A 25,859-nucleotide genomic window follows, 5' to 3' on the forward strand; every position below is an offset into this window, starting at 1 on the left:
CCGCCAAGCCACGCCCTTCACCAGTCACGGGCATCATGACCGCCGCCATCTCTCTGGACAATGCCAGGCCAGTTGATGCCAAGCCGTTGCCGGTCGCGAGCGCGGCGCGCGTCGGCGTGCTGCTGGTCAATCTCGGAACGCCCGATACGGCCGACGCCGCCGGCGTCCGCGTTTATCTCAAGGAATTCCTGTCCGACCGCCGCGTGATCGAGGACCAGGGCCTGCTGTGGAAGATCATCCTCAACGGCATCATCCTCAACGTCCGGCCGCGCAAGAAGGCCAAGGATTACCAGTCGATCTGGAACACCGAGAAGAACGAATCGCCGCTGAAGACGATCACCCGCGCGCAGAGCGAGAAGCTCTCGGCTGCGATCGCCGATCGCAGCCACGTCATCGTCGACTGGGCGATGCGCTACGGCAATCCGTCGATCAAGGCCGGCGTCGACGGGCTGATGGCCAAGGGATGCGACCGCATCCTGGTGGTGCCGCTGTATCCGCAATACTCGGCCGCGACATCGGCGACGGTGTGCGACGAGGCGTTCCGGGTGCTGACCGAGATGCGGGCGCAGCCGACCCTGCGAGTGACGCCGCCTTATTACAACGATGATTTCTACATCGAGGCGCTCGCCGTCTCGATCGAGGATCACCTGAAGACGCTGCCGTACAAGCCCGAGCTGATCGTGGCCTCGTTCCACGGCATGCCGAAGGAATATGTCGACAAGGGCGATCCCTATCGCGAGCAGTGTGTCGCGACCACCGAGCTGATGCGCAAGCGTCTCGGCATGGACGACACCAAGCTGATGCTGACCTTCCAGTCGCGCTTCGGCTTCTCGGAGTGGCTGCAGCCCTACACCGACAAGACCATCGAGAAGCTCGCCAAGGACGGCGTCAAGCGCATTGCCGTGGTGATGCCTGGCTTCGCCGCCGACTGCCTGGAGACGCTGGAGGAGATCTCCGGCGAGAACTGCGAGATCTTCAAGCACAATGGCGGCGAGGAATTCTCCGCCGTGCCGTGCCTGAACGACAGCGCGCCCGGCATGGAGGTGCTGCGACAACTGGTGCTGCGCGAGCTGCAGGGCTGGCTCTGAGCCGGTCCGATGACGGTATTCTGCCGCTCGCTAGGTAAACCGGGCGCAGCTGCAAGGCCGGCTTTCGGTTGGAGGGCGAAAATACTTTCCTGAACCGCAGCCCCCGGACCCCCGACAAACTCACGCGGCAATCCCTAGATTGTGATGGCTGCAGAGTTCGGTGTGAGAGACGTCCATCTCTCCCCTTGGAGGATCCATGAGCGGTTTCGACATTTTCGCCATAGCGCTGGTGCTGCTGGTCATCTTCACCCTTTATTCCGGGGTGAAGACCGTGCCGCAGGGGTTCGACTGGACCGTCGAGCGGTTCGGCAAGTACACCCGCACCCTGTCGCCGGGCCTCAACATCATCGTGCCCTTCTTCGACCGCATCGGGCGCAAGATCAACATGATGGAGCAGGTGATCGATATCCCCGAGCAGGAGGTGATCACCAAGGACAACGCCACCGTGACGGTCGACGGCGTCGCCTTCTACCAGGTGTTCGACGCCGCCAAGGCGAGCTACGAGGTCTCCAACCTCAACCAGGCGATCGTCACCCTGACCATGACCAATATCCGTTCGGTGATGGGCTCCATGGATCTCGACCAGGTGCTCTCGCATCGCGACGAGATCAACGAGCGGCTGCTGCGCGTCGTCGACGCCGCGGTGTCGCCGTGGGGCCTCAAGGTCAACCGCATCGAGATCAAGGACATCGTGCCGCCGGCCGATCTGGTCGAGGCGATGGGCCGTCAGATGAAGGCCGAGCGCGTCAAGCGCGCCGACATCCTGCAGGCCGAGGGCCAGCGGCAGTCGGAGATTCTCCGTGCGGAAGGCGCCAAGCAGAGCCAGATCCTGCAGGCCGAAGGCCGCCGCGAGTCGGCCTTTCTCGATGCCCAGGCGCGCGAGCGCGCCGCGGAGGCCGAGGCCAAGGCGACGCAGATGGTGTCGGACGCGATCTCAAAGGGCGACGTCGCCGCGCTCAACTACTTCATCGCCGACAAATACATCAAGGCGTTCGGCCAGCTCGCTGATTCACCGAACCAGAAGGTGATCATGCTGCCGCTGGAGGCGACGGGCATGCTGGCCTCGCTTGCCGGCATCGGCGAGATCGCCAAGGCGACATTCGGCGAGAGCGCGGCTTCGGCGGTCGCGGCGCGCCGCGGCGGCTCGGTGCCACCAGCGGGCGCGCCGCCGAAGCCGCCGGTGCCGCCGCAGGCGTAACGCAGGGAGAGGTCATACCATGAGCGACATGTTCGTCACGCTCGGCACCTGGAACTGGCTGATCTTCGGCATCATCCTGATGGCGCTCGAGCTGCTCGCGCCGGGCATCTTCCTGTTCTGGCTCGGCCTCGCCGCGCTGCTGGTTGGCCTGCTGTCGTTTGCGTTCGCGCCCGGATGGCAGCTGCAGATCCTGCTGTTCGCGGTGTTTGCGATCGCCGCCGTGCCGCTGTGGCGCCGCCTCGCGCGCGCCAATGCCGCGCCGGCGCAGGACAACCCGTTCCTCAACCGCCGCTCGGCTGCCCTGGTCGGCCGCGAGTTCACGCTTGAGAAGCCGATCGTCGGCGGCAACGGCACCGTCCGCATCGACGACACGGTGTGGCGCGTCGCCGGCCCCGATACCCCGGCCGGCAGCCGTGTGCGGATCGTGCAGGCCGATGGCGCGCAGCTCACGGTAGCCGCGGCGTAGTTCTGCGATTGACGTTGCATGTTTGCCCCCGCGGCCTTACCGCGTCATTGCGAGCGAAGCGAAGCAATCCGGAGTTGCGCGCGCAGCCCTGGATTGCTTCGTCGCTTCGCTCCTCGCAATGAGGGGGAGAGAGCGGTGGGGTTAGTTCTGCAGCCGCACCCCGAGCATCACGACCGTGCCGGACGAGGCTGCACCCGCAATGTTCGAGTCCAGCTTGTCGTAGCGCAGCGTGCCCTTGACCCACAGACTGCGCGTCATCTTGAAGACGAGATTGCCTTCGGCCGAATACGTCCGGTCGTTGCGGCCGTAGCCCTGGTAGTCGAGCGTGCCGAAGGTGAACTTGCCGATGCCGGTCAGCCAGCGGCGGAAATCGTGGTCGACCTGCACGGTGTAGGTGCGCACCAGCACGCCGGAGGCGCCGGCCACGGTGGTTTCGGCGACCTGCGTGTCGGAGAAGAACCGCGCCGTGGTGAGCGGCGTCGCCGACCACACCAGCGACGCCGAGGTCAGGAAGCCCTGCAGGCGGTTGAGCCGCGGATCGGTGTAGCTGCGCGTGGCGTAGCCGAGCGAGAGCTCGCCTGTCAGGATACGGGTGAACTCGAACGACGTGCCGGCCTTGGCATAGCCGCCGGCCGAATCGCGCTGGTAGCCGGAGCGGTCGACCTGCTGGTCGTAGGTGCGGGTGTTGCCCTGGACTTCCGCGAACGGCTTGAGGCCGGGCGTGACTTCGTAGGACACCCGGCCAATACCGCCGAACTGGTTGTAGTTGCGGTCGTCGTTCGACGTCGTCGTACCGTCGGTCAGCTTGCTCTGTTGATAGCTGGTGCGATCGGCGGTGGCGCCGGCCGAGACCTGCAGCCGGTTGAAGCGCTGGTCGACGCCCACGGTGGTGCCGAGCGTGGTGTAGACCGGATAGCGGGCGAGGCCGGCTTGCACGCTTGGGCTGCCGGGATTGTCGGTCGCGGCGCGCAGCCGCAGCTGGGCGCCGACCGAGGTGTCGCGGCTGACGTCGAGCCGGCCATCGACATGGCCGGTGAAGTCGGGACGGTCGAGCGTCGTCGGCGCCGAATTGATGCCGCCATCCATGGTGGCCTGCAGGGTGCTGCCATAGCCGGTGAACGAGCCGCGCAGATCGGCCACCAGGGCGTGACGCTCCCAGTTCGACACCGCGAGAAATTCCGGCGCGATCATCCAGGCCGCCATGCCGCGCGCCTTGCCGAGCCGGGCCGGGTTGCTGTCATAGCCGGCCGAGAGCTCGACCGCGCCCTTGACCAAAAACGGCCCGACATAGTCGCCGACCGCGCCGAACGGGTCGTCGTCGATCCTGAGCCGTTTGCGCGGCGGCTGGCCCGGGACGGTGCCCGCCATGGCGGGCGGGACCGGCTGCCGGTTGGCGGAGGCCGAGGGCGGCAAGGTCGGGCGCAACTGCCCGGTCAACTCGCCCGAAGGCGGCGTGCCGGGACCGGGCGGCGGCTTGGGCCGCGGCTGGGCCGGATAGAATTTCGGCTTCTTGCGCGTCCTGTTCAACGAATCATAGCCGACATCGGAGGCACCGCTGGCGGCGGGCACGCCGGGCAGGGGAACGCGATTGGTGCGGGATGCGGAGCTGGCTGGAGCCGGCGCGGCAGGGACGCCGGGCGTCGGGACGGGGTCCGACAGCCCGCTGACCGTGGTCCGCCGCAAGGGCGACTCCTGCGGGGCCAGGAAGCCGTCGCGGACCGGCCGGAACACGTCGATGGTCTGGGCGCCTGCGGGATCGGCGGCCATGCTGCCGAGCAGCAGGCAAGCGGCGGAGGCGCCGCGCCATCGCGCGCGCTTTTCGCGGCCATTGTCAGGCCTCCACCCCACGATCAAAATACTCCAACAAAATCAATTGTGTCGGCGGGGCACCCGCGGCGCCGGCAAACCGTGTCGCTAAGGGAGTAAAAACAAATATGGTTAATGGGCTGTTGATGGCGCCTTGCCGCCTCACCCATGCTAAATAGCGGCGCCTGAGTGTGTCGTTGTTGGAAGCCAGAATGCCGAGATCGAAGCCGTTGAGCGAAACCGTCTCCGTCAACGCGGATGTCCAGTCGGCGCTGCGTACGCTGGACGCCGGCAGCAATGGGATCGCCGCAGTCGCAGCCGCCTTGCGCGGCCCGCTGGGGCCGGCCTTCGTTGCGGCGGTCGAGCTGATCCGCAAGGCGCAGGGCCGCGCGATCCTCACCGGGCTCGGCAAGTCCGGCCACGTCGCGCGCAAGATGGCCGCCACCCTGGCCTCGACCGGCACGCCCGCCTTCTTCGTCCATTCCGCCGAGGCCGGCCATGGCGATCTCGGCATGATCACTTCGGACGACGTCGTCATCGCGTTGTCCTGGTCCGGCGAGCAGCCGGAGATGAAGACGCTGGTCAACTACACCAAGCGCTTCGCCATTCCGATGATCGCGATCACGTCGAACGCGCAGTCGTCGCTGGGGCAGGCGGCGCGCATCGTGCTGGAGCTGCCGAAGGCGCGCGAGGCGTGCCCGCACAATCTGGCGCCGACCACCTCCACCCTGATGCAGGCCGCGATCGGCGATGCGCTGGCGATCGCGCTGCTCGAGGGCCGCGGCTTCACCGCGCTCGAATTCGCCAACTTCCATCCGGGCGGCAAGCTCGGCGCCATGCTCAAGCACATCTCCGACCTGATGCGCTCGGGCGACGCCGTGCCCTTGAAGCCGCTCGGCACCGGCATGGCCGATGCGCTGGCCGAGATGTCGGCCAAGGGGCTGGGCTGCGTCGTCATTGTCGACGGCCGCGGCCACGTCGCCGGCATCATCACGGACGGCGATCTCCGCCGGAAGATGCGCGCTGATCTCCTGTCCGTCTCGGTCGACGAGATCATGACCGCCAACCCGCGCACCGTCCGCCGCGAGGCGCTCGCCTCCGAGGCGCTGGAGATCCTGAACTCCGCCAAGATCACGACCTTGATCGTGACAGACGGCGCCAAGCCGGTCGGCATCCTGCACATGCACGACCTGCTGCGGGCCGGGGTGGCGTGATCTTACACGCCATGGCCGCTGAGTTCGACCTCGACAAATATCTCGCGCGCATCGGCTATCGCGGGCCGTTGACGCCGACGTTCGGCACGCTCGCCGGATTGCAGGCGGCGCATGTCGATGCGATCGCGTTCGAAGGCATCGATCCGCTGCTCGGCCGGCCCGTGAACATCGATCTCGCGTCGGTGCAGGCCAAGGTCGTCGACGGCCGCCGCGGCGGCTATTGCTTCGAGCAGAACGCGCTGCTCAAGGCGGCGCTGGAGACGATCGGCTTTGCGGTGACGCCGCTGTCGGCGCGCGTGCGCTGGCGGCTCGAGGCGGACGCGCCGCTGACGCCGCGCACGCATATGATGCTCAAGGTCGACCTGCCGGAAGGGCCGCATCTCGCCGATGTCGGCTTCGGCTCCTGCCTGCTGGATACGCCGCTGCGGATGGTCGCCGATATCGAGCAGCCGACCGCAATGGGCACGTTCCGCCTGACGCACTCGGATGGCCTTTATTGGCTGGCGGCGAAGCAGCCGGCCGGCTGGCGCACGATGTATGTGTTCGATCTGGTGCCGCAGATTCACGCCGACTATGTGCTCGGCAACTGGTTCACCTCGACCAGTCCGTTGACACCGTTCACCTCGATGCTGATCCTGGAGCGGCTGACATCAGAGGCGCGCTACCGGCTCGTCAATCGCCGCTTCGTCGTCGAGGCGCGCGATGGTGAGCTGAGGAGTGAGCGCATCATCGAGTCGCCGGAGGCGCTGCGCGAGGTGATCGACGAGGTGTTCGGCGTCACGCTTCCGGTGCCCGTCGGGACGATCTGGACGCGGATCGAGGGGTGAGCGAGATGCGGGACGCGTTTGATCTGGACGGATATCTCGCCCGCATTGGCTATCACGGGCCACGCGCGCCCGATCTGCCGACGCTCACGGCGCTGCAGGCGGCGCATGTCGACGCGATCACGTTCGAGGCGCTCGATCCGCTGCTGGGGCGTCCGGTCCATGTCGATCTGCCTTCGGTCCAGCAGAAGCTCGTGCGGAGCCGCCGCGGTGGCTATTGCTTCGAGCAGAACGTGCTGTTCCAGGCGGCGCTGGAAGCGATCGGCTTCAATGTCACCGGGCTGACGGGGCGCGTGCGCTGGCGCTCGGCGCCGGATGATCCGCTCGGTCCGCGCCAGCACATGATGCTATTGGTCGAGCTCGATGGCCGTCCGCATCTCGTCGATGTCGGCTTCGGCATCTGCATGATGGATGCGCCGATTCCGCTCGAGGTCGGTCCAGAGCGGCAGACGGCGATGGGCACGTTTCGCATCGGCAAATGGAACGGGCTCTACACGATCAGTGCGAAGCAGCCGACGGGCTGGCGGATGATGTATGCGTTCGACCTCGTGCCGCAGATCCACGCCGACTACGTGCTCGGCAGCTGGTACACCTCGACCAGCCCCAACGTGCCGGCCACGCATACGCTGATGATGGAACGCGTGGAGCGCGGCGTGCGGCACAAGCTGGTCAGCCGCCGCTATCAGCTGCAGGCGCGCGATGGCGCTGTCGTCGAGGAGCGGATGATCGAAAGCGCCGCGGAGCTCGGCCGCGTCATCGACGAGGTCTTCAGGGTGACGCCGCCCGTGGCGGTCGAAGAGATCTGGCTCCGGACCACGCCCTGATCGTTGCCGATTGCGCGATATGCCCGGCTCGCGTCGTCGCGCTCCAATCGATTTGATTGGAATGTCGGCGTGGCCATTGTGTTTATCTTAAGGGTTGCACCTTTAGGTTGCGGGAACCGAAGGGGATCGCAGCGTCCTGCCGTCGAACAATGGGGACCGTCTGACATGACCGACATCGTGACGCTCGCGGCGCGTGCCATCCTGCCGGGCACGTCGGCCACGAAGGCCGGCACCCGTCGCCGCACGCGGCCGTACCCCGCCTGAGCTCAGGGCCGCGCATCGCGCGGCTCATCCGAGCTGGCCTGATGGCCGGGACGGGTGGGGGCTTCACGGTGGCGCGTCGACTCTGACGCTTCGACGCTGATCCGATCGATCATGGGACGACGGCCTGACCTGCCACTTCAGGCCGTGCGGACCCCCATGTCGAGGAAGCCCCCACCCCTTTTTATTGCGAGATGGCTTCGATCTGTGACCGCGAAGACAGTGCGGCGGCAGGTCGAGTCCAACTGAACGGGCTCGGCCCAATCAACCCTCGACAGCCCCCTGCTCAGCGCGGCAGCTCGGTCTTGCCCATCAGGAACTTGTCGACCGCCTGCGCGCACAGGCGGCCTTCGCGGATCGCCCACACGACCAGCGACTGGCCGCGGCGCATGTCGCCGGCTGTGAACACCTTCGGCAGCGAGGTCTGATAGTCGGTCAGGTTGGCCTTGACGTTGCCACGCGGGTCGAGGTCGACACCGAGGCTCTTGAGCAGACCCTCGTGCACCGGATGGACGAAGCCCATCGCCAGCAGGACGAGATCGGCTGCGAGCTCGAACTCGGTGCCCGGGATCGGCTTGAACTGCGCATCGACGCGCACGCAATGCATCTTCCTGACCGCGCCGTTCTCGCCTTCGAACTTCTGGGTCAGCACGGCGAATTCGCGAACCGCGCCTTCGGCCTGGCTCGACGACGTCCGCATCTTCAGCGGCCAGTTCGGCCAGGTCATTGCCTTGTTCTCGCGCTCCGGCGGTGCCGGCATGATCTCGAGCTGGGTGACGGAGAGGGCGCCCTGGCGCAGCGAGGTGCCGATGCAGTCGCTGCCAGTGTCACCGCCGCCGATGACGACGACATGCTTGCCGCCGGCGAGAATCTCGGTGGCGTTCACAGGCTCGTTGCCGACGCGGCGGTTCTGCTGCGGCAGGAAGTCCATCGCGTAGTGGATGCCGGTGAGATCGCGGCCCGGGATCGGCAGGTCGCGCGGCGCTTCCGCGCCACCGGTCAGCGCCACGGCGTCGTAATCCTTCAGCAGGGTCTTGGCGTCGAGCCCATCCTTGCCGCCAACATGGGCGCCGTAGTGGAACACGACGCCTTCGCCTTCCATCTGCGCGATGCGGCGATCGATGATGCCCTTCTCCATCTTGAAGTCGGGAATGCCGTAGCGGAGCAGGCCGCCGGCCTTGGCGTTCTTCTCATAGACATGGACGTCGTGGCCGGCGCGCGCGAGCTGCTGGGCGGCAGCGAGGCCGGCGGGGCCGGCGCCAACGATCGCGACCTTCTTGCCGGTCTTGACGGCGGCGGGCTCGGGCTTGATCCAGCCCTGCTCGAAGGCCTTATCGACGATCGCGCATTCGATCGTCTTGATGGTCACCGGATTGTCGTCGATGTTCAGTGTGCACGACGCCTCGCACGGGGCAGGGCAAATGCGGCCGGTGAACTCCGGGAAGTTGTTGGTCGAGTGCAGGTTGCGCGACGCCTCTTCCCAGTTGCCGTTGTAGATCAGGTCGTTCCAGTCCGGGATCTGGTTGTTGACCGGGCAGCCGGTGGTGCCTGGCGCGGCCGAGCCGGTGCCGTGGCAATAGGGGATGCCGCAATTCATGCAGCGCGCCGCCTGGTCACGCAGCTCCTTCTCGGAGAGCGGCACCACGAATTCCTGGAAATGCTTCAGCCGTTCGGCAACCGGCGCGTACTTGCGATCGTGCCGCTCGATTTCGAGAAAACCTGTGACCTTGCCCATGACCTGTGACGTCCCTGACTGCTCGGGCCTCATGGCTCGAGACGGCGCTTTCGCGCCTCCTCACCATGAGGGTTTAGTTTCCTGCTTCTCCTCACCCTGAGAAGCGGCGCTTGCGCCGCGTCTCGAAGGGCGAGGCCCGTCTGCTGGCCTCATGGTTCGAGACGGCGCTTCGCGCCTCCTCACCATGAGGAATTTGCTTCCCGCTTCTCCTCCCCCTGAGGAGCGGCGCTTGCGCCGCGTCTCGAAGGGCGAGGCCCCGCTGTTGGCCTCATGGTTCGAGACGGCGCTACGCGCCCTCCTCACCATGAGGGGCGACATCAGGCCCCGATCGCGATCTTCGGCTCGGCGTCGGCCTTGGCCGCGAGCTCGCGCAGCGCGCGGCGGTACTCCACCGGCATGACCTTGCGGAACTTCGGCGCAGAGTCCTTCCAGTTCGCCAGGATGTCGGCGGCGCGCTTGGAGCCGGTGGCCTTGGCGTGGCGCGAGATCAGGACGTGCAGCCGCTCGACGTCGGACGCGAGCAGGTTCTTGAACACGTCGACCCGGCCATGCGCCTCGAGATCGCCCATCTGGTGATAGGTGTCCTCGGCGATCATCTCCTCCGACAGCACCGGCTCGAGCTCGACCATCGCCATGTTGCAATGCTTGTCGAAGTCTCCGGCCTCGTCCAGCACATAGGCGACGCCACCCGACATGCCCGCGGCGAAGTTGCGTCCGGTCTTGCCGAGCACGACGACGATGCCGCCGGTCATGTACTCGCAGCAATGATCGCCCGCGCCCTCGACGACGGCGACCGCGCCCGAGTTACGCACCGCGAAGCGCTCGCCGGCGATACCGCGGAAGAAGCACTCGCCGGAGATCGCGCCATACATCACGGTGTTGCCGACGATGATCGATTCCTCCGGCACGATGCCGGAGTTGCGTGGCGGCTTGACGATGATGCGGCCGCCCGACAGGCCCTTGCCGACATAGTCGTTGCCTTCGCCTTCGAGTTCGAAGGTCACACCGTTGGCGAGCCAGGCGCCGAACGCCTGGCCGGCGGTGCCCTTGAGGCTGACGTGGATCGTATCCTGCGGCAGGCCGGCATGGCCGTAGATCTTGGCCACCGCACCGGACAGCATCGCGCCCGCCGAACGGTCGGTGTTGTTGATCTCGGCATCGATTCTGACCGGCGCGCCGCGGTCGAGCGCAGGCCTGGCCTGCTCGATCAGCCTGCGGTCGAGCACGGCCTCGAGATGATGGTCCTGCTTCTCGGCGTGATGGATCTTCTGGCCCGGCGCCTCCTTCTGCTTGACGAACAGCTTGGAGAAATCGAGGCCCTTGGCCTTCCAATGCGCGACCAGCCTGGACTGGTCGAGCATCTGGGTCTGGCCGACCATCTCATTGAACGAGCGGTAGCCGAGAGCAGCCATGATCTCGCGGACCTCCTCGGCGACGAAGAAGAAGAAGTTGATCACGTGCTCGGGCTGGCCGGTGAAGCGCTTGCGCAGCACCGGGTCCTGGGTCGCGACGCCCACGGGGCAGGTGTTGAGGTGGCACTTGCGCATCATGATGCAGCCGGCCGCGATCAGGGGCGCGGTGGCGAAGCCGAACTCGTCGGCGCCGAGCAGCGCGCCGATGACGACGTCACGGCCGGTGCGGAAGCCGCCGTCGACCTGGACCACGATACGGCTGCGCAGCCGCTCGCGGACCAGGGTCTGGTGCGTCTCGGCAAGGCCGATCTCCCACGGCGACCCGGCATGCTTGATCGAGGTCAGCGGCGAGGCACCGGTGCCGCCCTCGAAGCCAGCGATCGTGACATGGTCGGCGCGCGCCTTGGCAACGCCGGCGGCCACCGTACCGACGCCCACTTCGGACACCAGCTTCACCGAGACCTGACCGTCGGGATTGACGTTCTTCAGGTCGTAAATGAGCTGCGCGAGATCCTCGATCGAATAGATGTCGTGATGCGGCGGCGGCGAGATCAGGCCGACGCCCGGGGTCGAGTGGCGCACCTTGGCGATGGTGGCGTCGACCTTGTGGCCGGGCAATTGGCCGCCTTCGCCGGGCTTGGCACCCTGCGCCATCTTGATCTGCATCATGTCGGAGTTGACGAGATACTCCGTCGTCACGCCGAACCGGCCGGAGGCGACCTGCTTGATCGCCGATCGCATCGAATCGCCGTTCGGCAGCGGCTTGAAGCGGTCGGCTTCCTCGCCGCCTTCGCCGGTGTTCGACTTGCCGCCGATCCGGTTCATGGCGATCGCCAGCGTCGTGTGCGCCTCGCGCGAGATCGAGCCGAACGACATGGCACCCGTGGCGAAGCGCTTGACGATGTCCTTGGCCGGCTCGACTTCGTCGAGCGGGACCGGCTTGCGCCTGTCGTCCTCGGCCGACTTGATCCGGAACAGGCCACGCAGGGTCAGCAGCCGCTCGGACTGCTCGTTAAGCAGCTTGGCGAACGCCTGGTAGCGCTCTCTCGAATTGCCGCGCACCGCATGCTGCAGGGTCGCGACCGATTCCGCGGTCCAGGCATGGTCCTCGCCGCGGGTGCGGAAGGCATATTCGCCGCCGACGTCGAGCGCCGTCTTGTAGACCAGCGCGTCGCCGAACGCGTCGCGATGGCGGCGCGCGGTCTCCTCGGCGATCTCGGGCAGGCCGACGCCTTCGATCGGAGTGTGGGTGCCGTAGAAGAACTTCTGCACGAATTCGGCCTTCAGGCCGACCGCATCGAAGATCTGCGCTCCGCAATAGGACTGATAGGTCGAGATGCCCATCTTCGACATGATCTTGAGCAGACCCTTGCCGATCGACTTGATGTAGCGCTTGACGACCTCGTAGTCGCTGAGCGCGCCCGGCAGCTTGTCCTTCAGCGCGACGATGGTCTCGAAGGCGAGATAAGGATTGATCGCCTCGGCGCCGTAGCCGGCCAGGCACGCGAAGTGATGCACCTCGCGCGGCTCGCCGCTCTCCACGACGAGACCGACCGAGGTGCGAAGGCCGGTGCGGATCAGATGATGATGCACGGCGGCGCAGGCGAGCAGCGACGGAATCGGAATCCGGTCGGCCGACACCATGCGGTCGGACAGGATGATGATGTTGACGCCCTCGCGCACCGCGGCTTCGGCCCGGCCGCAGAGATCGTCGAGCACCTGCTCGAAGCCGGCTGCGCCCAGGCTCGCATCGAACGTGGTGTCGAGCGTGCGCGAGACGAAGTGGCTGTCGGAGACCTCCGAGATCGAGCGGATCTTCTCCAAATCCGCGTCGGTCAGGATCGGCTGATGCACCTCGAGCCGCTTGGTCGAGGCAACGCCTTCGAGGTCGAACAGGTTCGGCCGCGGACCGATGATCGAGACCAGGCTCATCACCAGCTCCTCGCGGATCGGGTCGATCGGCGGGTTGGTGACCTGGGCGAAGTTCTGCTTGAAGTAGGTGAACAGCAGCTTGGGCTTGTCCGACAGCGCCGAGATCGGCGCGTCGTTGCCCATCGAGCCCATGGCCTCCTCGCCGGTCGAGGCCATCGGCGTCATCAGGATGTTGATGTCCTCGGCCGTGTAGCCGAACGCCTGCTGCCGGTCGAGCAGCGGCAGGTTGGTGCGCGCGCCCGTGGTCGGGGCGTCCGGCAGCTTCTCGACCTGGATCTGGGTACGGCCGAGCCACTCGGTGTAGGGATGGCTGGCGGCGAGCTGTGCCTTGATCTCGTCATCCGGAATCAGGCGGCCCTGTTCGAGGTCGACGAGCAGCATCTTGCCCGGCTGCAGCCGCCACTTGGTGACGATCTGGTCCTCCGGAATCTTGAGCACGCCCATCTCGGACGCCATCACGATGCGGTCGTCCTTGGTCACGAGATAGCGCGCCGGCCGCAGGCCGTTGCGGTCGAGCGTGGCGCCGATCTGGCGGCCGTCGGTGAAGGCGATCGCCGCCGGGCCGTCCCACGGCTCCATCAGCGCGGCGTGATATTCGTAGAACGAGCGGCGCTCCTCGGTCATCAGCGGATTGCCGGCCCACGCTTCCGGGATCATCATCATGACCGCGTGCGGCAGCGAGTAGCCGCCCTGCACCAGGAATTCGAGCGCGTTGTCGAAGCAGGCGGTGTCGGACTGCCCCTCGTAAGAAATCGGCCAGAGCCGGCTGATGTCCTTGCCGAACAGCTCGGACGACACCGAGGCCTGCCGCGCCGCCATCCAGTTGACGTTGCCGCGCAGGGTGTTGATCTCGCCGTTATGCGCGATCATCCGGTACGGGTGAGCCAGCGACCAGGTCGGGAAGGTGTTGGTCGAGAACCGCTGATGCACCAGCGCCAGCGCGCTCTCGAAGTCCGGCTCGTGCAGATCGGCGTAGTACTTGCCGAGCTGGTCGGCCAGGAACATGCCCTTGTAGATCACGGTCCGGCATGACATCGAGCACGGATAGTAGCCCGACATGCCGCGGTCGCGGCGCTGATAGATCGCCTGCGAGATCGACTTGCGGAGGATGTAGAGCTTGCGCTCGAACTCGTCCTCGGTCTTGGCGGCGCCGTTGCGGCCGATGAACACCTGCATGCTGCGCGGCTCGGTCGGCTTCACCGTCACGCCCAGCGAGGAGTTGTCGGTCGGCACGTCGCGCCAGCCGAGCAGCACCAGGCCCTCGTCCTCGATCTGGTCGGCGATGATGCTCTTGATGACGTTGCGCCAGGCCTCGTCGCGCGGCATGAACAGCGCGCCGATGGCGTATTCGCCGGGGGCGGGCAGGGTGAATCCGAGCTCCTTCGCCTTGCGGGCGAAGAAGGCGTGCGGGATCTGGACCAGGATGCCGGCACCGTCGCCGAAGCGCGGATCGGCGCCCACCGCGCCGCGGTGTTCGAGGTTGCACAGGATGCTCAGCGCGTCGGCGACGATCTGATGCGACCTCTCACCCTTGATGTTGGCGATGAAGCCGACGCCGCAGGAATCCTTCTCCTGTGCGGGGTCATACAGGCCCTCGGCCTCCGGGCGCCACGTATGTAATTCGCGGGTGATCTCGGCCGGTTTTTCGTGCGAATCCACAGCCAGCACCACGCCGCCCAACTTCTCGTGCTCGACCTTCGATCCGCTCATATCCGTCCCCATCAATTATTGGTCAGGGTCTTCACCACAGTCCGGTACAGTCAGTCCGGCGCACCCCGGGCGCTGCGCGGGCCCTTCTCCAGAGCCAACGCTCGTCCTTTTCAGCGAGCCACATTGCAGAATTCAAGCCAGTCGCCGGGTGACGATAAGTCCCCGCCGGACGACCACGGCCTGTTCATGTCGCAGCGCCCTCGGGCGCCGTAACATCATTGCAAAGTCTCGGTCACCTTTGCAACGAAATTTTAGACAGCATTTCTGTCCTAACCCGCAAGATGCCAAAGTTCAGGCTATCACACAAGCGCGGCGGAGTCCTCGGCCCATAGCCGCCCGGGCGCGCAAACCCCCGGCAATTCTTCCGGTCTGAACGCTGCGCCCGGCTGTCCGGTCATCGGCCTCGTTCGATCTTGAAACCTTTCGCCTTGATCCCGCCCATCCTCCGACCCAGCGCCGCCGGAATCACGGCAGAACGTCCGCGGCACTTGAGAAGAAGCGAACAGCTTCACGTGCGGGGGCATGCAGGAGCTTTGAGCCATGAAGTTGCTAGTTGGAGCCGTCTCGGCCTCGTTGATCGCGACATTTGCGTGTGCGGCGCAGGCCGAGCCGCTGCCGCCGTCCGGCGTTCGCGCGCCCTACACGGCAGTCTCCGATTTCGATACGCCTTATCCGGATCTGCCGCCGCCGGCCGTCGTGCCCGCGCCACCGCCGCGCTACGGCTACCGGCCGGCGCCCGACGACGGTTACCGCGACGAGCGCTATGCGCCGCCGGCACCGGTCTACCGCCAGGATGGTTATCAGCAGGACTACGGCTACGCGCCGGCATTCCTTCCTGTGCACGAGGTCTATGCCATCCTGCGTGACAACGGCTTCTCGCCGCTCGGCGCGCCGCGGCAGCGCGGCAATGTCTATGTCGTGGCGGTGCTCGATCGCCAGGGCGAGGATGGCAAGCTCGTGGTCGATGCCCGGTCGGGCCGCATCATCCGCTTCGTGCGGGCGTTCCAGTGGGGCGAGGACTACGAGCGGATGCGCTACGAGCCGCCGCGCGGCGGTCTTGACCGTCTGCCGCCGCCGGCCGTGATCCGGGCCGATCCACGGCTGGTCCCGGCCATGCCGGCCGCACCGCGGGTCGCCGCGGTGATGCCGACCCAGCCGAAGGTCCCGACGCCTGCAGCACGGCCGGTGGCGCGGGCGCCGCAGACCGCAGCGCTCAACCCGAAGCCGGCGGAGGCCCCCAAGGCGGCTGCGCCCCGTCCCGCGGACATCAAGCCGGCCGATGCGAGACCCGCCGACGTGAAGCCTGCGGAGACGAAGCCGGTTGAGGCCAAAGCCGACGAGCCGAAGGCGAGTGAGGGCAAGACGAGTGAGCCCAAGACCCTCCAGTCAGCAGCCACTGCGCCGCAGACGACTGGATCGGTCGCGGAACCCGCGCCGAAGCCCGCACCGCAGATCCTGCCAACGGCGAAGATGCCGGCCGTGCAGGGGCTGGACTAGCGGCAGTCAGACGGGTCTGCCCAGCCGCCTGCCATCACCACATTTGTCATCGCCCGGCTTGACCGGGCGATCCGGTAAACACCAGCATCTCGGTCACTCACCACCGCCGCGGCGTACTGGGTGCCCGCTGGAGCCTGTCATCGGGCTCGCCGAAGGCGAGACCCGATGGCGGGCATGACGGCGGAGGTGGAGGCTACCGGGGCAGACATCCCAGCGACGGTCACGCTACTCGTGCTGCCCGGCGGCCTTCAGGATCAGGTCCGCGACCTCCTTCGGATGCGACACCAGCGACAGGTGCCCGGCGTCGAGCTCGATCGTGGTCGCCTTCATGCGGCTGGCGAGGAAGCGCTCGAAATCCGGATCGATGGTCTTGTCCTGCTTCGACACTGCATAGAATGACGGCTTGTCGTGCCAGGCTGCCTGCGTGGTGCGGTTGCCGAAGATCGTCGCCGCCGTCGGCCACTGCACCGCGTAGAGCTCCTTCGCCGTCGTCGCATCGACGCCATTGGCGAAGTACTTCAGGAAGGCGTCCTCGTTGAGCCTGGTCTCGCCGTCATGGTCGACGATGCCGGCGCGCGCCGGCGGCGTCGGATATTGGCCGGCGAGCTTGACGAAGTCCTCGCCCGCATCCGGTGCGCGGGCCGCGACATAGACCAGCGCGCTGACCTTCGGATCGGTGCCGACCTCGCTCACCACGGTGCCGGCCCAGGAATGGCCGACCAGCACGGCCGGTCCATCCTGCTCCGCCAGCGCATGTCGCGTCGCTGCGGCCGAGTCCGCCAGCGAGGTCAGCGGATTCTGCACGGCCGTGACCTTGAGGCCGGCGGCCTGCAGATAGGGGATAACCCTCGCCCAGCTGGAGCCATCGGCCCAGGCGCCGTGCACCAGCACGACGTTGTGGACCTTGGGCGGCGGCGCGGGCTGTGCGAGGGCAGGGCCGGCAAACGCCGTCAGCGCTGCGACCAGCGAGAGAGTGCGAAGAACGTTCATGTCAGGCTCCAGTGTCGGGTTTGGCGGTGTGATCACTGGCGTCTTCGCGAGTCGGCGGAGGCTGTTACCGTCGTCACGATCGTTTGATGCAACGCAGCAGAGCACAAAAAAGCGCCCCGGTTGCCCAGCGCGTTCGCATTCCTGAGTGCGGGTGCGGGCCCGGCGGGGGGGCAGCGGTCGTGCCGCAACCGGCACCGGCTTCGAGAATGTACATCAAGGCGATGAGATCAGGTCTGATCCAGCAACAGAGGTGCACCTTTGGCTCGGAGCGAGGTTGTGGTCTTGCTCGTGTTCTCGCATCAGGTGTGGCGGATGGTCACGGTTGCGGTCTGGCGACGAACCCGAAGTCGGCACGGTGCAACGAACATTTGCCAGTCAGATGAAGGGCATCCGTAAATCTCATTTGCACCCTCACGAGGAGTTATTCCGATGAAGCGCATTACCCTCAATCGTGTTTCCGCTCTCGCCGCGGCAATCTCGGCAACGTTCCTGCTGACCGCTGCCCACGCGACCGTCCCGTCCGCCGCTCCGTTCGATACGATCGGCGCTCCGGTGCAGACGGCAGGCCTCTCCTGGCGCTGCGGCAAGAACAACCCGGCCTCGTGGGGCACGTTCGGCAACGGCTGCCTGAAACAAAAGCGCGCGGCCCGGCGCAATGCATCCGTCATCGGCCCGGATCTGTCGCAGCCGGCGTGACGGGGAAACATGATCAAACCCTGGAGGCAGGCGGCCTCCGGGGTCTCCCCTGTACCAGATTGCAGCGTGACTTCTAATTCAGTCACCGCGTTTGGCGAAACGCGGGGCAATCCTGCCAGGTGATACGCAACCGACCCCGTCCCCACCGACCACGCCGTCGTCGGCGAACCCGTGCAAGCACCGCCACCGCTGGCTGTGAGCATTGCCATCGCACTACGATCAACTACGCGACACATGCAGCAGGATTTTGCCAGAACGCGGCGGGCAACGCTGCGGACCTGACGCGTCAGCCCCACCGCGTCTCGCGGACCTGAGGCAAGCATAGCGAAACGCCCCGGTTGCCCGGGGCGTTTGCATTCATCGGTACGGGTGCGCGATTACGCGGCGGCCTTCTCGGCCGAGCCTTCGATGACCGGCTGCTCGGACTTCGCGTTGATCGAGATCGGAATCGAACGGGGCTTCTTCGCCTCCGGGATCTCGCGAACGAGGTCGACGTGGAGGAGGCCGTTCTCGAGGCTGGCGTTCTTCACCACCACGTGGTCGGCGAGCTGGAAAGAGCGCTCGAACGCACGGGCAGCGATGCCGCGGTACAGCACCTCGCTCTTCTTGGTGTTCTCGTTGGCGGCCTTCTCGCCCTTGATCGTCAGCGTGTTTTCCTTCGCGACGAGGGAGAGTTCATCCTGGCCAAAGCCGGAGACGGCGACGGTGATGCGGTAGGCGTTCTCACCGGTGCGCTCGATATTGTAGGGCGGATAGCCGGAGCTGGGCTCGGCGGTCGCCTGGTCGAGCAGCGAAAACAGACGGTCGAAACCGACGGTGGAACGATAGAAGGGGGTGAGATCGTAGGTACGCATGGTCAAAGTCCTCCATTGAGCGACTGTTTGGCAAACCCGCCCGCCATCGGGCCGGGCTGTCGTGCAGCCGAGGTGGCCTGCACGATTTCGATATGGGTCGGACGTTTCGCGGTTCAAGAGCCCCCAAGATCTGCTCTTTTTGCCGGTCTACCTCTTGATTCCCGGCGTCTTTCACCTATTCGATGGACGCCTCATGACGCTCGTCTCGATTCCCGCCAATCCCGTTCCCGAGAACGCCACCGCCGGCACCATCAAGACTCCCGATGGCGCCGAGCTGCGCTTTGCGCGCTGGGCGCCGCCGGCCGGGCGCAAGGGCACGGTGTGCGTGTTCACCGGCCGCAGCGAGTCGATCGAGAAGTATTTCGAGACCGTGCGCGACCTGCGCGACCGCGGCTTTGCGGTCGCGATCATCGATTGGCGCGGCCAGGGCCATTCGTCGCGGCGGCTGCGCGATTCCCGCAAGGGCTATGTACGCTCGTTCTCGGACTACGAGATCGACGTCGAGACCTTCGTCACGCAGGTGGTGCTGCCGGATTGTCCGCCGCCTTATTTCGCGCTGGCGCATTCGATGGGCGGCACGGTGCTGCTCAGGCTGGCGCATTCCGGCAAGCGCTGGTTCGACCGTGTCGTGCTGTCGGCGCCGATGATCGACCTCCCGGGCCGCCGCACCTCGCTGCCGGCGCGGCTGCTGCTGCGGGCGATGCGGATCGCCGGGCAGGGCGGCCGCTACGTGCCCGCCGGCAATGACGAGATCAGCGGGCTCGCGCCGTTCGTCAACAATCCGCTGACGTCGGACCCGGTGCGCTATGCGCGCAACGCCGCGATCCTCGAGGAGGACCCGACGCTCGGCATCGCCTCGCCCACGGTGGCCTGGGCCGATGCCGCGTTCTCGGCCATGATGACCTTCCGCGGCATGACCTATCCGTCCCAGATCCGCCAGCCGATCCTGATGCTGGCGGCCTCCAGCGACACCGTGGTGTCGACGGCGGCGATCGAGGAGTTCGCCTATCATCTGCGCGCCGGCTCGCACCTCGTCATCGCCGGCGCCAAGCACGAGATCCTGCAGGAGCAGGACCGCTACCGCTCGCAATTCTGGGCCGCGTTCGACGCCTTCGTGCCGGGCACGCCGCTGTTCGGCTGAGCCGGCCGCAGCGTTGCTGGACACCCCGCGGCCTTGCGGGCTAGACCTCATCGAGCATCCCTCGGGCGGTGACGGCGGGTCGTGAGCAAGGCGCAGAACAGGTTGCAGGTGCAGGCGCTGCAGGAGGCGATCCACGCGCTGCGCGCGCGGCAGTTCGCCCGCGCCGAGCAGATCGCCGCCTCGATCCTGAGAACCAGCAAGACCGACCGAGCGGCGCTGCTGGTCTTTGCGCATGCGCTGCTCGGCCAGCAGCGCGCGAGCGAGGCGATCGGCCCGCTGGAGAAGGCGGCGCTGCGCGGCAGCGATCCCGAGCTCGAGATGCTGCTCGGCGCGGCCCTGTGCGACGCGCGCCGCGCGGCGGAGGGGATCGCGCAGTTGCGCAAGACCGCGGCGCGGCGGCCGCCGTTCCTGCCGGCCTTTCAGGAACTGGCGGGACGGCTTGCCAAATCCGGACAGCTCGGTGACGCGATCGCCGTCATCGAGGAGGCGCTGACGCTGTCGCCCGACAGTGTCGATCTCAAGCTCGATCTGGCGCGGCTGTGCCTGCAGGCCAATGATCGCGCCCGCGCCCGCGCCAGCCTGGTCACGGCGCGCGAGGCGGCGCCCGGCCGTCCCGACATTCTGATCGAACTGGCCTGGGCGCTGTTCCTCGACGGCGACTATGCCGAGGCGGCCGCGACCTACAAACACGCGCTCGGCCTGCGGCCCGAGGACACGCAGACCCGCGCCAATCTCGCGATGTGCCTGATGGAGATGGGCGACCGCGACGGCGCCGAGGCCGCGTTGCGCACCATCATGCGCGGCCGGCCGCATCTGCTCAGCCGTGCGGCCTATACGCTGGCGGTGAGCTCGCACGGCCGCTTCTTCTTCCGTCCCAGCGACGCCGCCAAGTTTCTCGGCGCCAACGGGGCAGGGGCGGTCAAGCCCTGAACGTCTTGCGATACAGGCCCTGCTCGCGCTTCAGCGCGTCGCGCACGGCGTGAACCTCGGCGATCTCTTCGTCGGTGAAGGCGGACGTCTGCATTGTCCACGCCTGCCGCTTCACGGGAATGCATTGCGCGACCGGCGTGCCCTTCGGCAGCACGCCGCGAAACGCCGTATCGTGCCAATGCGCCGGGAAGTGCACGAAGCTGTCGTGAAACCGGTCGCTGTCGACGAGGCCGGTCACGGTGGTGAACGGCAGGTCGAAGCGGTTGACGGGGTGGGTGAACAACAGCGCCCAGCCCTCCGGCGCCTCGATGGTCCAAAGATTGTGAAACTTGAGCAGGAAGCGGTCGGGCTCGAACAGCGGCGAGCCCGTGACCTGCGCGACGTCGTGGAAGCTGACCGGCGAGCGCGGGAAATCGATCGCGCCGCCCGGCGGCAGCTCGTTGTCCCAGCGGATGCCGCCGTCCTCGATTACGAGGTCGCACACCAGCGGAATCAGGAAACCGGACGTCATGGCGTCGATGAACGGCGGGCAGCGCTTGACGGTCTGTTCCTCGGCCTGGTTGAGCGCACTGAATGCGGTGGCCGGCATCGTCTTGATCCAGTCGGGCACGCCCATCGGCGCCGGCACCGGCGGCGGAATGAGGCCTTCGAGTTCTTTCGGACATCGAAATTTCAGCGTCAGCAGGGTGGTCTCGGACATCGGCAGCTCTCATGGTCGACGGGCGAGGTTACGCCCTTCGCCACCGAAACGCCAACGGCCAAGTCCCCAGTCCGTCCGCCGCGATATCCTCGCTTCGACCCGTGATTTGCAGCGATTGCAGATCGTCGTGTATGACCATCTCCAGCGGGCGCCGCGCGGACGCGCATGACTGATCCCGCCGATGATGCGCCAAACGCCATCACGCTTCGGAGCTGCTGGTCGGCAGGAGGGGCGCAATCCGAATCAACGCGCACGAGTGAAACATGGCAGATGAATCAGGGACGGCCCCGAGAATGACGGCGCTTCGCTTGGCGTCGCGGAGCGTCTGCGCGGTCCTGGTCGGGACGTTCATCGCGATGTCAGCTCATGCGGCGGCGGCCCAGGACTCGAGCCCGGCGGAGCAGATCTCGGCGTTCCGCCTCAAGAACGGCGAGGGCCGCGTCACCCGCGATGCCACGCTCGACCGCATCGCGATGGAGCAGGCGCGGGCGATGGCCGAGAAGGATGATCTCAGCCATGAGGTGCTCGGCCCATTCACGCGTCGCGTCGCGCCGTCCAAGGCCGGCCGCGCTGCCGAGAACATCGCCTATGGCTATGACAATTTCGACAGGACGCTCGGGCAGTGGATCAATTCCGCCGGCCACCGCAAGAACCTGCTGCTGCCGAAGGCGACCAAGGTCGGCATCGCCAGCGCGAAGACGACCAGCGGCAAGCGGACCTATTGGGCGATGGTGATCGCCGGCGACTACGACAGCGACCGGCCGAAGGGCGGTCCCAAGGGCAAGAGCAAGGGCAAGCCGGTGGTCGCGCAGGCCAAGCCCGCTTCCAAGTCCGATGCCCGGCCGCAGACGCGTTGGGGCGCCAAGCCGCCGGCCCCCGGCTCGAAGGAGTGCCATCTCAACATCAAGGTCATCGGTCTGTGCATCTGACACCGCCGCCTCAGCGCGGCGGCTTGAGGTGCAGATAGCCCGGGTCGAAATCGCCGATCGCGCACATCCGCGGCCAGTTGTGCACCGTCAGCGTGCCGCTGCGGAAATCGACCACGCGGCTGGCGCGCAGCTCGACCAGCGTGCGGTTGACGGTCGCGATCGCCATGCCCAGCGCTTCGCCGAGCTGGATCAGGCTGAGCGGCAGCTGCAACTGGTCGCCGCGGACATGGCCCAGCGCGCGGGCGCGGTAGAACAGCTCGCAGAACAGATGCGCCATGCGCGCCGGCTTGGTCCGCGCACTGTTGTTGGTGATGGCCTCGCGGAACATCGCCGCATCGATCAGCGTCTCGCGCCAGATCGCGAAGCCCAGCGACGGCCGCCGGCTGATCGCGCGCGTCAGCTCCTTGTGTGCGATGCCCGCCACCAGGACCGGGCCCAACGCACAGACCGCATGGTCCATGCGCTCGAGGAACAGCGCCTGAGCATCCGGCCAGTCGCCGGCCATATGAAACGAGAGATATTGGCGGCCGCCGCCCGACAGCAGATGATAGCGTGCCACCCATCCGGACAGCACGACAACCGTCCGATCCGGCTCGTCGCCCTGCCGGATCAGGTCCTCATGATCGGCCAGCTCGCGCGGTGCAAAGCTGAACGTCCTGATCTCGGCGATGTCGTCGCCGGACAGCCGGGAATGTTCTTTGAGCTTGTTGACGACGATCTTATCGGCTTCCATCGAAATCGCGCTCGTCGATCCTTCTGCGTATCAAATGAGATGATGCGGACAGCAGTTCCGCCTAAAGTCGCTGCGGTATCCGGGGATGTGAAGGGAGTGCCGGACGCAGCAGGGAGAACGATCGTGCCCCACCTCGCGTTCCTTGACCGGCTGCGCCGATTGTTCGGCGTCGCCGGGCCGCATATCGACATCATTGCAGCGGCGTTGACCGCGGGACGGCTGAAACAGCCGGCCCACCCGATGTCCGATCAGGAGCTGTCGCGCGCGATCCGCGAGTTTCAGCGCCAGCCGCCGTCCGACACCAGCTTGAAGAAGCTCGCCCGGCGGCTCCGCGATACCGAGCCGGGCTAGGCTTCCGCCTCGGTGCTTCTCCGGGGGAACCCGGCTTGGCAAGGCCCGCCGATTCGCGCATCACTGGATGATGCTCGACCTCCTTATCCGGCATTGGGTCTCCGCCGCCGGCTTCATGGCCGCAGCGCTGCTGGCGCTGGTGCCGATGCTGGCCGCCGATTGGCCGTTCGCGCTGCTGCTGATCTTCCTGCATTCGCCCGGCTACATGATCCACCAGGTCGAGGAGCACACCGGGGACCGCTTCCGCAGCTTCGTCAACGACGTGATGTTCGGCGGCCGCGAGGCGCTGACCACGATCGACGTGCTCTGGGTCAATTGCTGTGCGGTGTGGGGCATCGATCTCGCCGCGCTCTACGTCGCATGGATTGCCGGTCCAGCCTGGGCGCTGGTCGCACCCTATCTGATGCTGGTCAATTCGCTCGGGCACATCGGCCCGGCGCTGCGCTTCCGCGGCTACAATCCAGGTCTCGTCACCGGCATCGTCCTGTTCATTCCGCTCGGGCTGGTGACGGTGCTCACCATCACCGCGACCGCCGCGCAGCATGCCCTGGGTCTCGGCATCGCGCTGCTGGTGCACGTCGTCATCGCGCTGAACGCGATCCGCCGCGCCCGCGGTGCCGGGCTCGCGAAGGCGTGACGTCTCCGACGCGGCGGCCGGCCTGGACCAATCGCAGACGAGCAGACGCAAGAAGCCCCTCCGTCTCGCACGCGAGAGGAGGGGCTGGCCGATCAGCCCGTCATGTCGAGCCGTCGAACTACTTGCTGTTGGTCTTGGCGCCGGAGTGCGGGCTCATCGTGCCGGTGGTGCCGTTCTGATTGCCGGTGGTGCCGTTGTTCATTCCGGTGTTGTTGTTCATGTCGGTGCCGCTGCTGGACGCGCCGCTCGACGAACCGCCGGTGCCGGCACCGGTCGTTCCGGTGCTGCCCGTTCCGGTGCCGCTCGTGCCGGTTCCGGTGGAATTGCCGGACATGCCGGTTGAACTGCCTGTGCCGCCTCCGGCGCTGCCGCCTGCGCCGCCCGAACCCTGCGCCAGAGCCAATGAGCTCGTCAGTGCGAACGCTGCAGCCAGACCGATCGTGGTGAACTTCTTCATGATGGGGTCCCTATCTCTCGTTGTGAGTGGAGCTAACAGGACGGTGCGCCGGCCGTTCCTGAATTTTCCATCGCATCGAGGTGACCGGGAGTCGCATCGGCGTGCCTGCACATGCTGCGCTGCGGAGCGTTAGGAACTTCACATCGTCGCGACAAACACTGCTGATCACGTGTCGAGGAGTTGGAGCTACTCACAATAACGTTGGAGCTGATGTTCCCTCGCATCTCATGGGCGATCGGTTAATTTCAGTGCGGCGACCATGAATGATCGCGCCTCCTCCGGCACCGATCGTCATTCGCCTGGAGCGAGTTGAACCATCGGCGCCTTCTGAACCGGACGGCGCAGGCGTCTGCGGGACAGATAGAGCAGCACACCGGTGACGGCGAACAGCGGCATCAATGCGGCTGCCAGCAGGAACAGGATCTGGCCCGGCCGGCCCAGAATGCGGCCGCGATGGATGTCGAGGATGCGGGCCAGCACCCGCTCACCCGCCGTTTTCTCGGCGTAGCGCTCCGCCGCGAGCAGCCGGCCGGTCGTGCCGTCGATGCGGAATTCGTCGCGCACGCCGTCTTGCGCGTCGTGCGGCCAGGATCGTGCGCGCACCACCGTGCCGGCGCCGGCCGGCAGGGTGAGCTGAACGGCGGCGAAGCGATCGCCGGCTTCGCGCAGCACGGTCGCCCACACCAGATCGAGCGCAAGCGGCTTCGTCTCCGGACCGGCATCCTCGCGCGGTGCTTTGCCCGGCATCTTCTGCGCAACGGGCGATGCCGGCGTCAGCAGCCGGACCAGGCCGTCCTTGTACCATCCGTACGACCACGACAGGCCGGTCAGCGCCATCACCAGATAGACCGGCAGCAGCCAGGTGCCGATGACGGTGTGCAGCGAGCGGTGCAGGCCGCGGCCGCGCAGGCCAAGCTGCGGCTTGAGCCAGAGCGACGCGCTGGTGGCGCGGCGCGGCCAGCGCAGCACGAGGCCCGTGAGCAGCAGCACCACGAGCCCGAGCACGACGGCGCCGGTGATCCGGCGGCCGGCGCCGTTGCCGTCCCCGGGCAGCAGCAGCCAGCGATGCAGCTTGCGGACGGTCGCGAAGAACGCCTCGCCGCTGATCGGGCCGAGCACGCGGCCGTCATGTGGATCGACGAACACCGAAGGGGGGCGGCCGCCCGTCTCGCCGCGCGCGAAGCGAATGCGCACGGCGGCCTCGGGATCGCGCGACAGCGTGAGCGCGGCCACCTTGCCGCCGTCCGGGCCGGCCTGCAGCCGCGCCACGAGTTCAGCCGGCGTCAGCGGAGCCCCCGCGCGCGGAGGCACCCGCGCCAGCGTGGCGTTGAGGCCGGCCTGGATCTCGTCTTCGAAGCTCATGAGTGCGCCGGTGACGCCGATCACGGTGAGCACCAGCGCCGCCGCGAGGCCAACGATGGAATGGATCTGCAGCAATGCTGGTTTGATGCGGAACTGCCCCACGCGCCGTCCT

22 protein-coding genes are annotated in these 25,859 nt (G+C 66.8%); 13 read left to right on the forward strand and 9 right to left on the reverse strand.

Translation table 11 applies throughout. The annotated features are described in order from the left end of the window. The first annotated feature begins 35 nt into the window (after positions 1–35). The 3 genes from hemH (at position 36) to ACQR1B_RS28930 (ending at position 2,752) form a co-directional block, all read left to right on the forward strand. Positions 36–1,088 (forward strand): ferrochelatase, encoded by a 1,053-nt coding sequence (gene hemH / locus ACQR1B_RS28920; RefSeq protein WP_434835790.1) that lies wholly within the window; start codon positions 36–38, stop codon positions 1,086–1,088. A 196-nt stretch (positions 1,089–1,284) separates the two neighbouring features. Further along, complete coding sequence (locus ACQR1B_RS28925; RefSeq protein ID WP_434835791.1) at positions 1,285–2,286, forward strand: SPFH domain-containing protein; 1,002 nt, start codon at positions 1,285–1,287, stop codon at positions 2,284–2,286. A 19-nt stretch (positions 2,287–2,305) separates the two neighbouring features. Then, positions 2,306–2,752, forward strand: coding sequence for an NfeD family protein (locus ACQR1B_RS28930; protein ID WP_434835792.1), 447 nt, complete (start codon positions 2,306–2,308; stop codon positions 2,750–2,752). 141 nt (positions 2,753–2,893) lie between these two features. On the opposite strand, the gene ACQR1B_RS28935 is transcribed toward ACQR1B_RS28930, so the two are convergent. After that, complete coding sequence (locus ACQR1B_RS28935) at positions 2,894–4,600, reverse strand: outer membrane beta-barrel protein (RefSeq protein ID WP_434835793.1); 1,707 nt, start codon at positions 4,598–4,600, stop codon at positions 2,894–2,896. A 170-nt stretch (positions 4,601–4,770) separates the two neighbouring features. Here ACQR1B_RS28935 and ACQR1B_RS28940 point away from each other — a divergent pair, with 170 nt between their 5' ends. Genes ACQR1B_RS28940 through ACQR1B_RS28950 form a run of 3 tightly spaced genes read left to right on the forward strand, consistent with a single transcriptional unit; the run spans position 4,771 to position 7,420 of the window. Next, complete coding sequence (locus tag ACQR1B_RS28940) at positions 4,771–5,772, forward strand: KpsF/GutQ family sugar-phosphate isomerase (RefSeq protein WP_434835794.1); 1,002 nt, start codon at positions 4,771–4,773, stop codon at positions 5,770–5,772. 11 nt (positions 5,773–5,783) lie between these two features. After that, the gene (locus ACQR1B_RS28945; RefSeq protein ID WP_434835795.1) at positions 5,784–6,599 is read left to right on the forward strand and encodes an arylamine N-acetyltransferase family protein; all 816 of its coding nucleotides are present in this window, start codon (positions 5,784–5,786) and stop codon (positions 6,597–6,599) included. A gap of 5 nt (positions 6,600–6,604) precedes the next feature. After that, positions 6,605–7,420 carry an arylamine N-acetyltransferase family protein gene (locus ACQR1B_RS28950; protein ID WP_434835796.1) on the forward strand — a complete coding sequence of 272 codons (816 nt, stop codon included), beginning with the start codon at positions 6,605–6,607 and terminating at the stop codon, positions 7,418–7,420. Between the two features lie 547 nt (positions 7,421–7,967). On the opposite strand, the gene ACQR1B_RS28955 is transcribed toward ACQR1B_RS28950, so the two are convergent. Continuing rightward, positions 7,968–9,416 (reverse strand): glutamate synthase subunit beta, encoded by a 1,449-nt coding sequence (locus ACQR1B_RS28955; RefSeq protein WP_434835797.1) that lies wholly within the window; start codon positions 9,414–9,416, stop codon positions 7,968–7,970. A gap of 317 nt (positions 9,417–9,733) precedes the next feature. Beyond that, entirely contained in the window at positions 9,734–14,470 is a 4,737-nt protein-coding gene (gltB, locus tag ACQR1B_RS28960) for a glutamate synthase large subunit (protein ID WP_434835798.1), read from the reverse strand. A 540-nt stretch (positions 14,471–15,010) separates the two neighbouring features. Here gltB and ACQR1B_RS28965 point away from each other — a divergent pair. Beyond that, positions 15,011–15,967 carry a hypothetical protein gene (locus ACQR1B_RS28965; RefSeq protein WP_434835799.1) on the forward strand — a complete coding sequence of 319 codons (957 nt, stop codon included), beginning with the start codon at positions 15,011–15,013 and terminating at the stop codon, positions 15,965–15,967. Between the two features lie 225 nt (positions 15,968–16,192). On the opposite strand, the gene ACQR1B_RS28970 is transcribed toward ACQR1B_RS28965, so the two are convergent. Further along, entirely contained in the window at positions 16,193–16,957 is a 765-nt protein-coding gene (locus ACQR1B_RS28970; RefSeq protein ID WP_434835800.1) for an alpha/beta fold hydrolase, read from the reverse strand. A 429-nt stretch (positions 16,958–17,386) separates the two neighbouring features. On the opposite strand from ACQR1B_RS28970, the gene ACQR1B_RS28975 reads away from it, so the two are divergent. Then, positions 17,387–17,653: a hypothetical protein gene (locus tag ACQR1B_RS28975; protein ID WP_434835801.1), complete on the forward strand. Its 267-nt coding sequence runs from the start codon at positions 17,387–17,389 to the stop codon at positions 17,651–17,653. Between the two features lie 377 nt (positions 17,654–18,030). Here the strand turns inward: ACQR1B_RS28975 and ACQR1B_RS28980 are convergent, their stop codons facing one another. Beyond that, positions 18,031–18,507: an Hsp20 family protein gene (locus tag ACQR1B_RS28980; RefSeq protein WP_434835802.1), complete on the reverse strand. Its 477-nt coding sequence runs from the start codon at positions 18,505–18,507 to the stop codon at positions 18,031–18,033. Positions 18,508–18,700: 193 nt separating this feature from the next. On the opposite strand from ACQR1B_RS28980, the gene ACQR1B_RS28985 reads away from it, so the two are divergent. After that, positions 18,701–19,648: an alpha/beta fold hydrolase gene (locus ACQR1B_RS28985; protein ID WP_434835803.1), complete on the forward strand. Its 948-nt coding sequence runs from the start codon at positions 18,701–18,703 to the stop codon at positions 19,646–19,648. A gap of 81 nt (positions 19,649–19,729) precedes the next feature. After that, positions 19,730–20,578 carry a tetratricopeptide repeat protein gene (locus ACQR1B_RS28990; RefSeq protein WP_434835804.1) on the forward strand — a complete coding sequence of 283 codons (849 nt, stop codon included), beginning with the start codon at positions 19,730–19,732 and terminating at the stop codon, positions 20,576–20,578. On the opposite strand, the gene ACQR1B_RS28995 is transcribed toward ACQR1B_RS28990, so the two are convergent. Then, positions 20,568–21,278 carry a hypothetical protein gene (locus ACQR1B_RS28995; protein ID WP_434835805.1) on the reverse strand — a complete coding sequence of 237 codons (711 nt, stop codon included), beginning with the start codon at positions 21,276–21,278 and terminating at the stop codon, positions 20,568–20,570. The two genes, ACQR1B_RS28990 and ACQR1B_RS28995, sit on opposite strands and share 11 nt — an antisense overlap. A 293-nt stretch (positions 21,279–21,571) precedes the next feature. On the opposite strand from ACQR1B_RS28995, the gene ACQR1B_RS29000 reads away from it, so the two are divergent. Continuing rightward, entirely contained in the window at positions 21,572–22,207 is a 636-nt protein-coding gene (locus tag ACQR1B_RS29000; protein WP_434835806.1) for a CAP domain-containing protein, read from the forward strand. A gap of 10 nt (positions 22,208–22,217) precedes the next feature. Here the strand turns inward: ACQR1B_RS29000 and ACQR1B_RS29005 are convergent, their stop codons facing one another. Continuing rightward, a complete protein-coding gene (locus tag ACQR1B_RS29005) occupies positions 22,218–22,940 on the reverse strand; it encodes a Crp/Fnr family transcriptional regulator (RefSeq protein ID WP_434835807.1) in 723 nt (240 codons plus the stop codon). 123 nt (positions 22,941–23,063) lie between these two features. On the opposite strand from ACQR1B_RS29005, the gene ACQR1B_RS29010 reads away from it, so the two are divergent. Together ACQR1B_RS29010 and ACQR1B_RS29015 are read left to right on the forward strand one after the other, a co-directional pair. After that, positions 23,064–23,291: a hypothetical protein gene (locus ACQR1B_RS29010; RefSeq protein WP_434835808.1), complete on the forward strand. Its 228-nt coding sequence runs from the start codon at positions 23,064–23,066 to the stop codon at positions 23,289–23,291. Positions 23,292–23,361: 70 nt separating this feature from the next. Next, the gene (locus ACQR1B_RS29015; protein ID WP_434835809.1) at positions 23,362–23,928 is read left to right on the forward strand and encodes an HXXEE domain-containing protein; all 567 of its coding nucleotides are present in this window, start codon (positions 23,362–23,364) and stop codon (positions 23,926–23,928) included. Between the two features lie 118 nt (positions 23,929–24,046). Here ACQR1B_RS29015 and ACQR1B_RS29020 read toward each other — a convergent pair whose 3' ends face one another. Together ACQR1B_RS29020 and ACQR1B_RS29025 are read right to left on the reverse strand one after the other, a co-directional pair. After that, positions 24,047–24,385: a hypothetical protein gene (locus ACQR1B_RS29020; RefSeq protein WP_434835810.1), complete on the reverse strand. Its 339-nt coding sequence runs from the start codon at positions 24,383–24,385 to the stop codon at positions 24,047–24,049. Between the two features lie 291 nt (positions 24,386–24,676). Next, positions 24,677–25,849 (reverse strand): PepSY-associated TM helix domain-containing protein, encoded by a 1,173-nt coding sequence (locus ACQR1B_RS29025; protein ID WP_434835811.1) that lies wholly within the window; start codon positions 25,847–25,849, stop codon positions 24,677–24,679. Positions 25,850–25,859 lie beyond the last annotated feature (10 nt).

Origin of the sequence: Bradyrhizobium oligotrophicum (genome assembly GCF_051168495.1) — a bacterium.
Taxonomy (GTDB): Bacteria; Pseudomonadota; Alphaproteobacteria; order Rhizobiales; family Xanthobacteraceae; genus Bradyrhizobium; species Bradyrhizobium oligotrophicum_A.

Coding starts and splice junctions, on each gene's coding strand:
- hemH (WP_434835790.1), top strand. CDS start 36: ATGACCGCCGCCATCTCTCTGGACAATGCCAGGCCAGTTGATGCCAAG.
- ACQR1B_RS28925 (WP_434835791.1), top strand. CDS start 1,285: ATGAGCGGTTTCGACATTTTCGCCATAGCGCTGGTGCTGCTGGTCATC.
- ACQR1B_RS28930 (WP_434835792.1), top strand. CDS start 2,306: ATGAGCGACATGTTCGTCACGCTCGGCACCTGGAACTGGCTGATCTTC.
- ACQR1B_RS28940 (WP_434835794.1), top strand. CDS start 4,771: ATGCCGAGATCGAAGCCGTTGAGCGAAACCGTCTCCGTCAACGCGGAT.
- ACQR1B_RS28945 (WP_434835795.1), top strand. CDS start 5,784: ATGGCCGCTGAGTTCGACCTCGACAAATATCTCGCGCGCATCGGCTAT.
- ACQR1B_RS28950 (WP_434835796.1), top strand. CDS start 6,605: ATGCGGGACGCGTTTGATCTGGACGGATATCTCGCCCGCATTGGCTAT.
- ACQR1B_RS28955 (WP_434835797.1), bottom strand. CDS start 9,416: ATGGGCAAGGTCACAGGTTTTCTCGAAATCGAGCGGCACGATCGCAAG.
- gltB (WP_434835798.1), bottom strand. CDS start 14,470: ATGAGCGGATCGAAGGTCGAGCACGAGAAGTTGGGCGGCGTGGTGCTG.
- ACQR1B_RS28965 (WP_434835799.1), top strand. CDS start 15,011: ATGAAGTTGCTAGTTGGAGCCGTCTCGGCCTCGTTGATCGCGACATTT.
- ACQR1B_RS28970 (WP_434835800.1), bottom strand. CDS start 16,957: ATGAACGTTCTTCGCACTCTCTCGCTGGTCGCAGCGCTGACGGCGTTT.
- ACQR1B_RS28975 (WP_434835801.1), top strand. CDS start 17,387: ATGAAGCGCATTACCCTCAATCGTGTTTCCGCTCTCGCCGCGGCAATC.
- ACQR1B_RS28980 (WP_434835802.1), bottom strand. CDS start 18,507: ATGCGTACCTACGATCTCACCCCCTTCTATCGTTCCACCGTCGGTTTC.
- ACQR1B_RS28985 (WP_434835803.1), top strand. CDS start 18,701: ATGACGCTCGTCTCGATTCCCGCCAATCCCGTTCCCGAGAACGCCACC.
- ACQR1B_RS28995 (WP_434835805.1), bottom strand. CDS start 21,278: ATGTCCGAGACCACCCTGCTGACGCTGAAATTTCGATGTCCGAAAGAA.
- ACQR1B_RS29000 (WP_434835806.1), top strand. CDS start 21,572: ATGACGGCGCTTCGCTTGGCGTCGCGGAGCGTCTGCGCGGTCCTGGTC.
- ACQR1B_RS29005 (WP_434835807.1), bottom strand. CDS start 22,940: ATGGAAGCCGATAAGATCGTCGTCAACAAGCTCAAAGAACATTCCCGG.
- ACQR1B_RS29015 (WP_434835809.1), top strand. CDS start 23,362: ATGCTCGACCTCCTTATCCGGCATTGGGTCTCCGCCGCCGGCTTCATG.
- ACQR1B_RS29020 (WP_434835810.1), bottom strand. CDS start 24,385: ATGAAGAAGTTCACCACGATCGGTCTGGCTGCAGCGTTCGCACTGACG.